Origin of the sequence: Pararhodobacter sp. CCB-MM2, assembly GCF_001691415.1 — a bacterium.
Taxonomy (GTDB): domain Bacteria; phylum Pseudomonadota; class Alphaproteobacteria; order Rhodobacterales; family Rhodobacteraceae; genus Pararhodobacter.
Genome location: NZ_LRRR01000016.1, coordinates 12,844 through 25,646, shown reverse-complemented (window position 1 = coordinate 25,646; position 12,803 = coordinate 12,844). Strand labels below are relative to the sequence as shown.

The following is a 12,803-nucleotide window of genomic DNA, read 5'->3' as shown; positions in this document are numbered from 1 at the left end:
AAAAGGGGCGACCGACGAAGGCCGGTCGCCCGAGGCGGGGAGGAAGGGTTACTGCGTGAAGAGCGAGCAGGCGCTCTCTTCGCGGGTCCGCCAGGATTGGTCGGCGGCAATCTGGCCCAGCGGCTGGTAGTAGTCCCAGTCGCCCGAGGAATCGCCCGGCGCCTTCACCTGGACCATGACCATCGGATGCATGACCACGCCGTCCTCGCGGATCGACACATCGTGCATGATCGGGTCGTTGACCGGGGTGGCGCGCATCTGGTCCATGACCGCGACGCCCTCGTCCGTGCCGGTCGATTCCAGCGCGGTGAGGAAGTGGTTCACCGCCGAATAGGTGACCAGCTGGGCCTCGTTCGGGTAGCGGCCGTCATAGGCCTCGTTGTAGCGCGCGGTCAGGGCGCGGGTGCCCTCGTCGTAATCCCAATAGGCGGCGGCCGAGAAGATCAGACCTTGCGTCGCCTGCAAGCCGATGCCGTGCACGTTGTTCACCAAGATCCCCAGCGGCGCGATGGTCTGGCCGGCGGCGACGATGCCGAATTCCTCGGCCTGTTTGATGACGTTGCCAAGGTCGGCGCCGGCGTTGGCGATACCGATCACCTGCGCGCCGCTGGCCTGCGCCTGCAGCAGTTGCGACGAGAAGTCGGTGGCGCCCAGCGGATGCAGGGTCGAGCCGAGCACCTCGCCACCGGCGGCTTCGATGAAGCGGGTGGCGTCTTCCTGCCACTGGTGGCCGAAGGTGTAGTCGACGGTGATGAAGTACCAGCTCAGGTTGTCCTGCTCCAGCTGCGCATTCACCGAACCGCGGGCCAGCGTATAGGTGTCATAAGCCCAGTTCGTCGTCATGGGCGAGCACTGGCCGTTTGTGGTTTCCGTGGTCGCGGTGCCGGCCACCAGATAGGGGCGGTTGTTCTGGCGCATCACGTCCTGCACGGCCAGCGCGATCGACGAGGCCGAGCAACCGACGATGGCGTCGACGCCCTCTTCCTCGACCCAGCGACGGGCGGTCGAGACGCCGATGTCGGGCTGGTTCTGGTCATCGGCGATCACCAGTTCGATGGGCGTGCCGTTGATTTCGCCGCCGTGGTCCTCGATGGCGAGGCGCGCCATGGTCACCGAGCCCGTGCCGCAGTTGTCGGCATAGGGGCCCGATTGGTCATTCATCACGCCGATGCGGATCACGCCGTCCGAGAAATCGGCATAGGCGGGGGCAGCGGTCAGCGCGGTGCAGGCAAGGAACAGCGCCGAGGCGCCGGTTTTCTTCAATGTCGTCATGGTCTTCCTCCCAAGGGTTTGGCGGGGCTCCTCCTTCCCCGCCGGGTCATCACGAGAAGGCGTAGGTCACGCCCCCATCCACGAAAAGCATGTCGCCGGTGACGAAGCTGGCCTCGTCCGAGGCGAGGAACACGGCGGCATTGGCCATGTCCTGCGGCTGGCCCAGACGGCCGATCGGCATGCGCTGCCGCCGGCGTTCCCAGGCCTCTTCACTCACCACCAGATTGGCGCCGTCGGTTTGCGTCGGCCCCGGTGCGACGGCGGTGACGCGAATATTGTCCGGCCCGAATTCTGCCGCGCCCGAGCGGGTCGCGGCAGCAACCGCGGCCTTGATCGCCGAGTACATGATGCCGTGTTTCATCGCCAAAACGGCCGAGGGCGAGGCGATGTTGACGATCACGCCGCCGCCTGCATCGCGCATCTGTGGCACGCAGGCCTGATAGCCCCAGATCACGCCCTTCAGGCCCACGTCGATCATGCGCGAGATCATCGGCTCGGTCTGCTCTTCCAGCGGGCCGTAGCGGTTGTACATCGCGTTGTTGACCAGCACGGTGATCGGCCCGAAGGCATGCTTCAGCTGTGCGGCGGCGGTGAAGACCTCCTCGCGGTCGGCCACATTCGCCTTCAACGCGATGGCCTCGCCGCCGGCGGCACGGATCGCCGCGGCGCATTCCTCGGCCACCTCAAGCTTCAGGTCCAGCACGCCGATCTTCGCGCCTTCGCGGGCATAGGCCTCGCTGATTGCGCGGCCGATCCCGCGTCCGCCGCCCGTCACAAGGGCGACCCGGTTGGCCAGTCTGCCCACCATCGACTTCTTCCTTTCCTCCGGTCCATCAGACGCGCCGCACCCCTCTCCTCAGGGGGGCAGGCAAACCGGGGCCGGAGGCGCAAGCGCCTGATTTTCCGTCCGATGCCCGCCGGAAGCGGCTGGTCTGTGGGTGTGCAGGAAAGATTGCACGGAGGTTTGGATGCGGCTAGAAAAATCCGTGAGTGAAGTGGAGTTTCACACTTGTGAATTCCGGTCGCTCAGGGGAGGGGAGGCCCCGTCCATGTCCAATGCCCAGGTCAAATCCGCGATGCGCGCGTTCGAGATCCTCGAACATTTCCGCCTGTCGCAGCAGCCGCGCACCATGTCCGAACTCTCGACGGATCTGGGCTATCCCCTGTCCTCAACCACCGTTCTGCTGAAGACGCTCGTGAACCTCGGCTATCTGAACTACGACCGCGGCAAGCGGGTGTATTTCCCGACGACCAAGGTCACGGGCCTTGGCGATTGGGTGCCGCGCGCGCTGTTCGGCTCGGGCCAGATCATCGACGCGATGAACGATGTGCATGCCGCGACCAGCGAGGGGATCTTCGTCGGCACCCGCAACGACGTCTATCTGCAGTATCTGAAGACCAAGCAGTCGCTGCACGCCCTGCGCTTCTTCATCGACGAGGGTACTGTGCGGCCGATCACCCGCTCGGCGGCGGGTTGGGTGCTGATGTCGACGATGAGCGACGACAAGATCGAGAACATGGTGCGCCGGGCCAATATCGCCACGCAGAACCCGGCCGAGCGCGTGCTGGTGCCCGAGATCTTCGAGCGCATCGCCGAGATTCGCGCCCGTGGCTATGGCTGGGCCGAGGATGTGCCCTTCGCGGGCGGTGCCACGATCGCCGTGCTGATGCCGGGGACGATTCTGGGCAGCCCGGTGACCTTGGGCCTCGGCGGTGTGGCCGACCGGATCAAGAAGAACTTCGACAAGTATCTGGGCGCCCTGCGCAACGCCGCGCGCTCGGTCCCGGCCGAGCCCGATTTCGATACGCCGATCCATATCGAATTGTGAGAGCCCGTCAGACGCCCGGCTTTTCACGGATGTGAATGTAGGTGACCGATATACTGTAATCGTTGATCGCCGGCGCAAGAGGGCGTTTCATTCTCCCCAGATCGGGCGGCAGAGGAGGCCGCCCTCGGCGCAGACCCGCAAGCCGGGTTCCGTGCGCCTTCGTTCAAAGGGAGGATCGACATGAGTCGAGCACAAACGGCCACCGCAGGCGCGGGGGCCGAACGGATTGACATGGTCATCGTCGGTGCGGGCTTCGGCGGCATGTACGCCACCTACAAGTTCCGCGAGATGGGCCTGAACATCGTCAGCATCGAGGAAGGCGGCGATGTCGGTGGCGTCTGGTACTGGAACCGCTATCCGGGCGCGCGCTGTGACCTGCTGTCGGTCGATTACAGCTACGGCTTCTCCGAGGAAGTGCAGCAGGAATGGACCTGGTCCGAGCAATTCGCGGCCCAGCCCGAGATCCTCGCCTATGCCAATTTCGTCGCCGACCGGCTGACGCTGCGGCCGCATTACCGCTTCAACACGCGTGTCGAGAGCGCGAAATGGGACGACGCGCGCCAGCTCTGGGTCGTGCGCACCAGTGACGGCAGGGTGCTGGAGGCGACCTATTGCGTCATGTCCACCGGACCGCTGTCGAAGCCGACCGATCCCGACATTCCGGGCCTCTCGACATTCAAGGGCCAGACCCTGCGCGCCGCCCGCTGGCCGCATGAGGAGCCGGATCTGAAGGGCAAGCGTGTCGGCGTCCTCGGCACCGGCTCGTCGGGAATGCAGATCATCCAGACGCTCGGCCGCACCGATTGCGAGCTGTTCGTGTTCCAGCGCACCCCCAGCTTCACCCTGCCGATGCGCAACCGCAAGGTCTCGGACCGCGACGTCGAGGAACTGAAGGCGAACTACGCCTCGATCCGCGCGGCCTGCAAGCTGAACCCCACTGGCGGCGCGCGCCCCGTCTCGACCCGGCCGTTCTTCTCCATCCCCGCCGACCACCGGCAGGAGTTGATGGAACAGGCCTGGCAGCATGGCGGGCATACCTTCCTCGGCATCTTCTCGGACCTGATGGTCAACCAATCGGCCAATGACCAGGTCGCCGATTTCGTCCGCGACCGCATCCACGAGACGGTCGAGGACAAGGCACTGGCCGAGAAGCTGAAGCCGCGCGGCTATCCGATCTTCGCGCGCCGGCCCTGCCTCGATACCGGGTATTACGAGACCTACAACCGGCCGAACGTGCATCTGGTCGATTGCCTCGAAGACCCGATCGTCGAGATCACCGAGAAGGGCATCCGCACCCAATCGGGCGAACATGAGCTCGACGTGCTGATCCTCGCCACCGGCTATGACGCCTTGACCGGGGCGCTCCTAGCCTTCGAGATCACCGGCAAGGATGGCGTGGCGCTGAAGGACAAATGGTCGGGCGGTCCCCGGTCGCTGTTCGGCGTCGTCATGGAGGGTTTCCCCAACCTGTTCATGACGACGGGTCCGAACGGCCCGGCGGCGCTGGCCAACATCTTCACCATCTCGGAGAACGATGTCGATTTCATCGCCGGCCTGATCGCCCATATGCAGAAGACGGGGCAGGGCGCTGTCGAGGCCTCACTCAGGGCCGAGAACGCCTGGATGGACCAGATCCATGTCCTCGCCAGCCGGTCGTTGATGCTGAAGGCCAAGACCTGGTGGATGGGCACCAACGTGAAGGGCAAGCCGCAGGGCATGATCATGTTCACCGGCGGCTTCCACAAATACCGCGAGGCCTGCGAGGCCGTGGCGGCGAACGGCTACCGCGATCTGGCCTTCGAGCCGGCGCATCAGACTGAAGCCGTCGCGGGCTGACGCCCGGTGAGGCTCAACGCCCGGCTGCGCGCGACGTGGCCGGGCCTTTTCAACTTTGGAGAACGCGAATGCTGGGTCTCATGCAGGATCGGCCGCTGCTGATCTCGTCCCTTCTCACCCATGCCGAACGCTATCATCCCCGCAGCGAGGTGGTCTCGGTCACCTGCGAGGGCGAGACGGTTCGCACCGATTGGGCCGGCATCGCCCGCCGCGCCAAGAAGGCCGCGCAGGCCCTGCGCCGGCTGGGCGTTAAGCCGGGCGACCGGGTGGCGACGCTGGCGTGGAACACTCACCGCCATCTAGAGCTCTATTACGCCGCCGCCGGCATCGGCGCGGTGCTGCACACGGTCAATCCGCGGCTGTTCCCCGAACAGATCGACTATATCCTGAACCATGGCGCGGCCGAGGTTCTGCTGCTCGATGCGCCCTTCCTGCCGCTGGTCGACGGGCTGGAAGACAAGTTGGGCAAGGTGAAGCATCGCGTCGTGATGACCGACGCCAATCACATGCCGAAGGGCCGCGCGGACCTCGCCTGCTATGAGGCGCTTCTGGCCTCGGAAGACGGGACGTTGGACTGGCCGGTGTTCGACGAGAAGCAGGCGTCCGGCCTGTGCTACACCTCGGGCACCACGGGCAATCCGAAAGGCGTGCTCTATTCCCACCGCTCGACCGTTCTGCATGCCTTCTTGTGCTGTCAGGTCGACGGTCTGCATTTGTCGCGCGCGGATTCGACGCTGCTCGCGGTGCCGCTGTTCCATGTGAACGCCTGGGGTATCCCCTATGCCTCGGCTTTGTGCGGGGCGAAGTTGGTGCTGCCGGGGCCGAAGTTGGACGGCCAGTCGCTGTACGACCTGTCTCGCGCCGAGAAATGCAGCTTCTCGCTGGGTGTGCCGACCGTCTGGATCGGCCTGTTCAAATATCTCGACGAAGCCGGTTTGAAGACCTCGAACCTGCCGTTCGAGCGCGTGCTGATGGGCGGCTCTGCCGCGCCCCGCGCGCTGCTGGAGCGGTTTCACGCCGCCGAGATCCACGCCTTCCAGGCCTGGGGCATGTCGGAAACCAGCCCCGTCGCCACCGTCGCGACCCTGCTGCCGCATCACAAGGAGCTGCCGAAGGCGCAGCAGATCGACGTGCTGGTGCGGCAGGGGCGGGCGATGTTCGGGGTCGAATTGCGCATCGTCGCTGAGGACGGCACCGAGCTGCCGCATGACGGTTCGGCATCCGGCGAGCTGATGGTGCGGGGGCCTTGGGTGACCTCGGGCTATTACGGCGGGGTCGGCGGGCAGGTCGTCGACAAGGACGGCTGGTTCGCGACGGGCGACGTGGCGAAGATCGACGGCGAGGGGTTTGTGACGCTCACCGATCGGTCGAAGGACGTGATCAAGTCGGGCGGCGAATGGATCAGCTCGATCGAGCTGGAGAATGCCGCGCTGGGTCACCCGGCGGTCGAGGCCGCGGCGGTGGTGGGCGTGACCCATGACCGCTGGCAGGAGCGTCCGCTGATGCTGGTGGTGAAGAAGCCCGGCAGCAGCGTCGCGCCGGCCGAGGTGCTGGCCTATCTCGAGGACAAGGTCGCGCGCTGGTGGCTGCCGGACGACGTGGTCTTCGTCGAAAGCCTGCCGCTGACGGCGACAGGGAAGCTCGACAAGAAGGTCCTGCGCGAGGCGTGGAAGGACCATTTGGTGAAGGCGGGGGTGTGAGGTTGGTGGGTGGAAGGCGAAAGGGCCCTGCGCAAGCGGGGCCTTTCTACTGACGGAGAGCGGATGGTTTGCTTATTGGCTTTCGGCCTTGTGCGGACATTCACCAAGCCGGCACCGTGACGGCGCAGCTTCGTCAAACCGGTCATCCGCAGGCCCGTGCAGCGCTGGCCGTAAGTATTGGCAGCAATGCGCAGAGACATGAAGTTGTGAGCGCAAGTTATCGACACTTCAAGAGGAAGGTTTAAACTAAACGTAGCACCGTAGAATTGGACAGAATTTGGACTCCTCTCATAGCGTCTCACGCCAAACGGGAACGCAGCAGGGCCTATGTCAATATTGCTGATCAGGCCGCCAACGCTGCCGTTCCCTAGAGATGGCCAGTGAAGCATCTTCTGAAATCATCAGATCCGAGTTTCAAATAAGAAACAGGCATGCAAGAAAAGCAACGGCACTAATAAAAGCGAACCACAAGTTCTCAAAAAGGAACCTAACGCCAAGGGGATCCTGAAGCGTCATCCATCTAATCAATGATTCTCTGAAATTCGGCCTACTCAACCCAACCAAAAAGCACGCGAGATATAAAAGGATGATGATCAATTTATAGGAACTGCTTGCCATAGATTTATCCCTTCGCTCCGAAGTCGGCACGATCAAGTCCTGACAAAATCATTCTAAAGCAACCTTTTCTTGGGTGCTCTGACGTCCCCACACACCTATCAACGGAATATCGGGTCCGAGTCCTACCGAGGTTTGACATTATCAACCTGCGCGGGCGTCGCAAAGATTGCCGCGTTTCAGGGGTGCAGGTCGCGCTTCAAGCGGCCATTCAGGCCTGCCGCGACGAACTCCCGTTCCGTGCCCGTGATCTCCTGGTGCCAATGCAAAAGACCCCGCTCTCGCGGGGCCTTTCCGTTTCTTCAAAGCTTCTAGGCCTACGCCCGCGCCGTTCTCCGCTTCACGAATGCCTGAAGCTCGCCCACCAGACCCTTCCGGAAGAACAGGATCACCGCCAGGAACACACTCCCCTGGATGATCAACGCCCATTCGCCGAATTGCGCAAGATGGTCGGTCAGCAGGACGATCAGCGCGGCGCCGACTATCGGGCCGGCCAATGTCCCCAATCCGCCCAGAAGCGCCATGAAGATGATCGTGCCGGACACATGGAACGACAGGTCATGCAGCGTGGCGATCTGGAACACGGAGGCCTTCATCGCCCCCGCCAGCCCCGCCAACCCGGCCGACAGCGTGAGGGCCACGATCTTGAACCGTTCGGGCACGAAGCCCAGCGACTCCACCCGGCCCTCGTTGTCGCGGATCGCCCGGAGGACCTCGCCGAAGGGGGAATGCACGATGCGGTAGAAGAACCAGATCGCCGCCACCGAGATCGCCAGCACGAGGTAATAGAGCGACAGGTTCGACGACACATCCACCACGCCGAACAGGTCCGAGCGCGGGATGCGTTGCAGGCCGTCCTCGCCATGAGTGAAGGGCGCGCGCAGCAGCAGGAAGTAGATGAATTGCGAGATTGCCAGCGTGATCATCGCGAACTGGATGCCGCCACGACGGGCCGAGATGAGGCCCACCAGCCAGCCCAGCACCGCCATCGACAGCGCGGTCACCAGGAAGGCCAATTCGATCGACAGCCCGCCCTCCTTCATCAGCCAGCCGCCGATATAGGCCCCGGTGCCGAAGAACATCGCATGGCCGAAGCACAAAAGCCCCGCATAGCCCAACAGCAGGTTGAAGCTGGAGGCGAAGACCATGAAGCAGAGGATGGTCATCAGCAGGATCGGGTAGACGAAGAACGGCGCGATCAGCGCGACGACGGCCAGCGCGGCCAGAAGCAGGTAGCGGGTCATCGGGAGGACTCCGGCGAAGAGAACAGGCCATTCGGCCGCAGGATCAGCGCGATGATCATGATGACGAAGATCGCGAGGTTCGAGGCTTCGGGATAGAAGACCTTGGTCAGGCCCTCGACGATGCCGATCAGATAGCCCGTGAGGATCGCCCCCAGGATCGAGCCCATACCGCCGATCACCACCACCGCGAAGATGACGATCATCAGATTCGAGCCCATCGACGGCGAGACCTGATAGATCGGCGCGGCCAGCACGCCCCCAAGCCCCGCGAGGCCCACGCCGAAGGCATAGGTCAGGCTCATCATCAGCGGCACGTTGATGCCGAAGCTCTCGACGATCTCGGGCCGTTCATTGGCCGCACGCAGATAAGAGCCGAGCTTCGTCTTTTCGATCAACAGCCAGGTCGCGATGCAGACCACCAGCGAGAAGACCACGACCCATCCGCGATACCAGGGCAGGAACATGAACCCGAGGTTGATCCCGCCCGGCAGCGGCGAGGCATATGGCAGGCCGGTCGAGCCGAATTCCAGCCGCATCAGCCCCTCGATGATCAGGACGGCGGCGAAGGTGGCCAGCAGGCTGTAGAGATGATCGAGGTTCCTCAGGGGCTTGAGGATCGTCCTCTCCATCGCATAGCCGATGGCACCCACCACCACTGGGGCGATGAACAGCGCGCCCCAATAGGGGATGCCGAGGTGGTTGAGCAGCAGAAGCGCCACGAAGGCGCCCAGCATGTATTGCGCGCCATGGGCGAAGTTCACCACATGGATCAGGCCGAAGATGATCGCCAGACCGAGGCTGAGCATGGCGTAGAACGACCCGTTGATCAGGCCGATCAGCAGTTGGCCCAGCAGCAATTGGATCGAGATATGGTCGAACATGGCTCAGACCCCCAGATACGTCTTGACCCGGGCCATGTCGGCCTCGAGCTCGGAATTGGTCAGCGTGTCGACAACGACGCCATTCTCCACCACGACATGCCGGTCGGCGACCTTGCGGGCGAAGGACAGGTTCTGTTCGACCAGCAGGATGGTGAAACCCTGCGCCTTCAGCTGGCGGATCTGCTCGCCGATCTCCTTGACAACCACCGGGGCCAGACCCTCGCTGGGTTCGTCGAGCAGCAGGAACCGCGCGCCGGTGCGCAGGATGCGGGCGATGGCCAGCATCTGCTGCTCGCCACCCGAGAGCTTGGTGCCCTGACTTTTCAGCCGCCGCTGCAAGTTCGGGAATTGTCGAAGGAGCTCGCTATCCGCGATGCCGCCGGCTTTCAGCACCGGGGGCAGGGTCAGGTTCTCGGCCACGTTCAGCGACGAGAAGATCGCGCGCTCCTCGGGGCAATAGGCGATGCCGGTGCGGGCGATCTGGAAGGTGCGCTTGCCGGTCAGCTCGGTGCCGTCGAACAGGATCGATCCGGTGCGCTTCGGTACGATCCCCATGATCGAGCGCAACGTGGTCGACTTGCCCGCGCCGTTGCGGCCGATCAGCGTGACCAGCTCGCCGGGGCGCACGTCGAAGCTCATGCCGTGCAGGGCCTTCGATTCACCGTACCAGGCTTCCAGATTCTGGATCTTGAGCAGGGGCTCAGTCATCGACGCCTCCCATATAGGCGGTGATCACCTCGGGATCGTTGGACACTTCGGCATAGGTCCCCTCGGTCAGCACCTCGCCATGCTGCAGCACGGTGATCCGCTCGCAGAGGCTGGAGACGACGGACAGGTTATGCTCGACGATCAGGATCGTCCGCCCGGCCGAGACCTTGCGAATGAGGTCGGTGATCGGTTCGATATCCTCGTGCCCCATGCCGGCCGTCGGCTCATCGAGCAGCATCACCTTGGGATCGAGCGCGAGGGTTGTGGCGATCTCCAGCGCGCGTTTCTTGCCGTAGCTGAGTTCGGTCGCGGGCGTGTCCTCGCGCCCCGAAAGCCCCACCTGCGCCAGCAGATCGCGGGCACGCTCGTTCAGCGGTTCGACGGCTTTCAGCGAGCGCCAGAACTGGAAGGCGGTGCCGTTGTTCGATTGCAGCGCGACGCGGACGTTTTCCAGACAGGTCAGATGCGGGAAGGTGGCCGAGATCTGGAAACTGCGCACCAGCCCCAGCTTCGCCACCTGCGCCGAGCGTAGTTTGGTGATGTCCTGCCCGTCGAGCAGCACCTGACCCGCGGTCGGGGTCAGGGTCTTCGTGAGCAGGTTGAAGCAGGTGGTCTTGCCCGCGCCATTGGGTCCGATCAGCGCATGGATCGAGCCACGCTTGACCTTCAGATCCACGTCCTTGACCGCGTGGAAGCCGCCGAAACTCTTCGTCAGCCCCCGCGCTTCGAGTGCATAGTCGCTCATGGCGCTCACCGTGAGGGCAGGCCGAGCACGGCCTTGGCAAGGATGTTGCGCTGGATCTCGTTCGAGCCGCCGAAGATCGCCGGCGCGCGGGCATCGAGGAACAGGTTCATCGCGTCGACATGGCCGCCGTCGCCCAAGGGCAGGTCGTCATAGAACCGGGCCTCTTCGCCGGCGACGGCCAGCGTTTCCTCGGTGATGCGCTGATAGAGTTCGGTGCAGAACAGCTTCAATACCGAGACATCCGCGCCCAAGGTGCCGCCTTCGCGCAGGACCTTGGCGAAGCGCTCGAAGGCCGAGCCGAGGTCGTAGAGATCGAGCCGCAGCTTAGCGTAGCGCGAGCAGAAGGCGGGATCGTCAAAGGCGCCGCGATCTTCGGCCAGCATCTCCAGCCGGGTCAGCGCGTATTCCGGACGCGAGGGCGCGCCGAGGAAGATGCGCTCATGGCCCAGCACGGCCTTCGCCAAGGCCCAGCCCGCGTTGACCTCGCCCACGACGTTCTTGGCGGGCACGCGAACGTTGTCGAAGAAGACCTCGCAGAAATCGGCCTCCTCGCGCAAGTTGGGGATGGTGCGCACGACCACACCGGGCGAGGTCAGATCCACCAGCAGCACGGTGATCCCGTTCTGCGGCTTCGCGGCCTCCTTGTCCGTCCGTGCGAGCAACAGGATCCAATTCGCGCAATGCGCGAGCGTGGTCCAGATCTTCTGGCCGTTGATGATGAACTCATCCCCGTCGCGCACCGCCGAGGTCCGCAAGGACGCCAGATCCGAGCCCGCGTTGGGTTCGGAATAGCCCTGCGACCAGACATGTTCGCCCGACAGGATGCGCGGCAGGAAGAAGTCCTTCTGCTCCTCGGTGCCGAATTCGATCAGCAAGGGCCCGGTCAGGCCGATGCCGTGGTCGGGGATGCGCGGGCAGCCAAGGCGCGCCCATTCCTCAACGTAAACAATGTGCTTCGCGGCATTCAGCCCCATCCCGCCATATTCCTGCGGCCAGACCGGCGAGAGCCAGCCCTTGCGCGCGAGAGCGTGATACCATTCCGCCACCTCGTCGAAGACCGGGCGCTGCTTGCGCATGAAGCGCAGATGGGCGGGGCAGTTCTGATCGACCCAGTCGCGGAAGATCGCGCGGAAGTCTTCGTCCGTCAGCGCGTTCCAATCCTGCTGTTCGGGCATCGCTTGTGTCAGCATCACAGGTCGTCCCCGAAGACGGCGGGGCGCTTCTCCATGAAGGCGCGCATGGCTTCCTTGCTGTGGGGATGGCGGGTCATCTCGACCGTCAGGTTCTGCTCGAAGCGGTAGCCGTCCTTCAGACCCATCGTCTCGACGGTGTTGAGCGCGCGCTTGGCCAGACGGATCGCGGCGGGGCTTTTCGAGGCGATGTTGCGCGCCAGTTCCATCGCGGTCGGCATCAGCTCATCAGGTTCGACGCAGGCTTCGATCAGGCCGCGACGATAGAGTTCCGCCGCCGGGACGCGCCAGCCGGTCAGCACCATGCGGCGGGTCAGCGACATCGGGAACACACGCATCGTGTGACGCACACCGCCCATCAGGCCGATGTCGATCTCGGGCAGGCCGAACACCGCGTTGGTCGAGGCCACGATCATGTCCGAACAGATCGCCAGCCCCATGCCCGCACCCAAGGCCGGGCCGTTCACGGCGGCGATGACGGGGACGTTCATCTCCATGATGACGAAGCCCACCTCCCGCGCGCGGCGCAGGTGGCGGTAGGTGTCGCCCGGCTCGCCATCGGCGACCTTGGCGCGCGACTTGATGTCCGCGCCCGCCGAGAAGCATTTGCCGTTGCCGGTCAGCACGACGCAGCGCACGCCGGGGGTTTCATTGAGTTCGTCGAAGACCTCGATCAGTTCCTCCATGAAGGCGCGCGATTGGGCGTTCACGGGGGGCGCGTCCATGGTGATGACGGCCACGTGGTCGGTGATCTCGGTCTTGATCAGGTCGTTTCTCATCATC

At 64.1% G+C, this 12,803-nt stretch carries 11 protein-coding genes; 3 read left to right on the top strand and 8 right to left on the bottom strand.

Annotated elements, in window-relative coordinates:
* Window positions 1-48: 48 nt before the first annotated feature.
* Both BCY78_RS15210 and BCY78_RS15205 read right to left on the bottom strand, forming a co-directional pair.
* Entirely contained in the window at window positions 49-1,272 is a 1,224-nt protein-coding gene (locus BCY78_RS15210) for an ABC transporter substrate-binding protein (protein WP_068303600.1), read from the bottom strand.
* Between the two features lie 49 nt (window positions 1,273-1,321).
* Window positions 1,322-2,080: an SDR family NAD(P)-dependent oxidoreductase gene (locus BCY78_RS15205; protein ID WP_199523165.1), complete on the bottom strand. Its 759-nt coding sequence runs from the start codon at window positions 2,078-2,080 to the stop codon at window positions 1,322-1,324.
* 241 nt (window positions 2,081-2,321) lie between these two features.
* Here BCY78_RS15205 and BCY78_RS15200 point away from each other — a divergent pair, with 241 nt between their 5' ends.
* The 3 genes from BCY78_RS15200 (at window position 2,322) to BCY78_RS15190 (ending at window position 6,637) form a co-directional block, all read left to right on the top strand.
* Window positions 2,322-3,101 carry an IclR family transcriptional regulator gene (locus BCY78_RS15200; protein WP_068303597.1) on the top strand — a complete coding sequence of 260 codons (780 nt, stop codon included), beginning with the start codon at window positions 2,322-2,324 and terminating at the stop codon, window positions 3,099-3,101.
* A 180-nt stretch (window positions 3,102-3,281) separates the two neighbouring features.
* A complete protein-coding gene (locus BCY78_RS15195) occupies window positions 3,282-4,937 on the top strand; it encodes an NAD(P)/FAD-dependent oxidoreductase (RefSeq protein WP_068303595.1) in 1,656 nt (551 codons plus the stop codon).
* Window positions 4,938-5,005: 68 nt separating this feature from the next.
* The gene (locus tag BCY78_RS15190; RefSeq protein ID WP_068303593.1) at window positions 5,006-6,637 is read left to right on the top strand and encodes a long-chain fatty acid--CoA ligase; all 1,632 of its coding nucleotides are present in this window, start codon (window positions 5,006-5,008) and stop codon (window positions 6,635-6,637) included.
* 932 nt (window positions 6,638-7,569) lie between these two features.
* On the opposite strand, the gene BCY78_RS15180 is transcribed toward BCY78_RS15190, so the two are convergent.
* From BCY78_RS15180 to BCY78_RS15155, 6 genes are read right to left on the bottom strand one after another with little or no spacing between them, the layout of a single operon-like run.
* Entirely contained in the window at window positions 7,570-8,496 is a 927-nt protein-coding gene (locus BCY78_RS15180; RefSeq protein ID WP_068303588.1) for a branched-chain amino acid ABC transporter permease, read from the bottom strand.
* Complete coding sequence (locus BCY78_RS15175) at window positions 8,493-9,377, bottom strand: branched-chain amino acid ABC transporter permease (protein WP_068303585.1); 885 nt, start codon at window positions 9,375-9,377, stop codon at window positions 8,493-8,495. The genes BCY78_RS15180 and BCY78_RS15175 overlap by 4 nt, the downstream gene beginning before the upstream one ends.
* Window positions 9,378-9,380: 3 nt before the next feature.
* Complete coding sequence (locus BCY78_RS15170; RefSeq protein WP_068303582.1) at window positions 9,381-10,085, bottom strand: ABC transporter ATP-binding protein; 705 nt, start codon at window positions 10,083-10,085, stop codon at window positions 9,381-9,383.
* Window positions 10,078-10,830 (bottom strand): ABC transporter ATP-binding protein, encoded by a 753-nt coding sequence (locus tag BCY78_RS15165; RefSeq protein ID WP_068303579.1) that lies wholly within the window; start codon window positions 10,828-10,830, stop codon window positions 10,078-10,080. The genes BCY78_RS15170 and BCY78_RS15165 overlap by 8 nt, the downstream gene beginning before the upstream one ends.
* 5 nt (window positions 10,831-10,835) lie before the next feature.
* Entirely contained in the window at window positions 10,836-12,020 is a 1,185-nt protein-coding gene (locus tag BCY78_RS15160) for an acyl-CoA dehydrogenase family protein (RefSeq protein WP_233499418.1), read from the bottom strand.
* A complete protein-coding gene (locus BCY78_RS15155; RefSeq protein WP_068303577.1) occupies window positions 12,020-12,799 on the bottom strand; it encodes an enoyl-CoA hydratase/isomerase family protein in 780 nt (259 codons plus the stop codon). Before BCY78_RS15155 ends, BCY78_RS15160 begins: the two co-directional genes overlap by 1 nt.
* Between the last annotated feature and the right edge of the window lie 4 nt (window positions 12,800-12,803).

What these genes read in the sequence shown, in the direction of transcription:
- BCY78_RS15210 (WP_068303600.1), bottom strand. Translation starts at nt 1,272, where the DNA reads ATGACGACATTGAAGAAAACCGGCGCCTCGGCGCTGTTCCTTGCCTGC.
- BCY78_RS15205 (WP_199523165.1), bottom strand. Translation starts at nt 2,080, where the DNA reads ATGGTGGGCAGACTGGCCAACCGGGTCGCCCTTGTGACGGGCGGCGGA.
- BCY78_RS15200 (WP_068303597.1), top strand. Translation starts at nt 2,322, where the DNA reads ATGTCCAATGCCCAGGTCAAATCCGCGATGCGCGCGTTCGAGATCCTC.
- BCY78_RS15195 (WP_068303595.1), top strand. Translation starts at nt 3,282, where the DNA reads ATGAGTCGAGCACAAACGGCCACCGCAGGCGCGGGGGCCGAACGGATT.
- BCY78_RS15190 (WP_068303593.1), top strand. Translation starts at nt 5,006, where the DNA reads ATGCTGGGTCTCATGCAGGATCGGCCGCTGCTGATCTCGTCCCTTCTC.
- BCY78_RS15180 (WP_068303588.1), bottom strand. Translation starts at nt 8,496, where the DNA reads ATGACCCGCTACCTGCTTCTGGCCGCGCTGGCCGTCGTCGCGCTGATC.
- BCY78_RS15175 (WP_068303585.1), bottom strand. Translation starts at nt 9,377, where the DNA reads ATGTTCGACCATATCTCGATCCAATTGCTGCTGGGCCAACTGCTGATC.
- BCY78_RS15170 (WP_068303582.1), bottom strand. Translation starts at nt 10,085, where the DNA reads ATGACTGAGCCCCTGCTCAAGATCCAGAATCTGGAAGCCTGGTACGGT.
- BCY78_RS15165 (WP_068303579.1), bottom strand. Translation starts at nt 10,830, where the DNA reads ATGAGCGACTATGCACTCGAAGCGCGGGGGCTGACGAAGAGTTTCGGC.
- BCY78_RS15160 (WP_233499418.1), bottom strand. Translation starts at nt 12,020, where the DNA reads ATGCTGACACAAGCGATGCCCGAACAGCAGGATTGGAACGCGCTGACG.
- BCY78_RS15155 (WP_068303577.1), bottom strand. Translation starts at nt 12,799, where the DNA reads ATGAGAAACGACCTGATCAAGACCGAGATCACCGACCACGTGGCCGTC.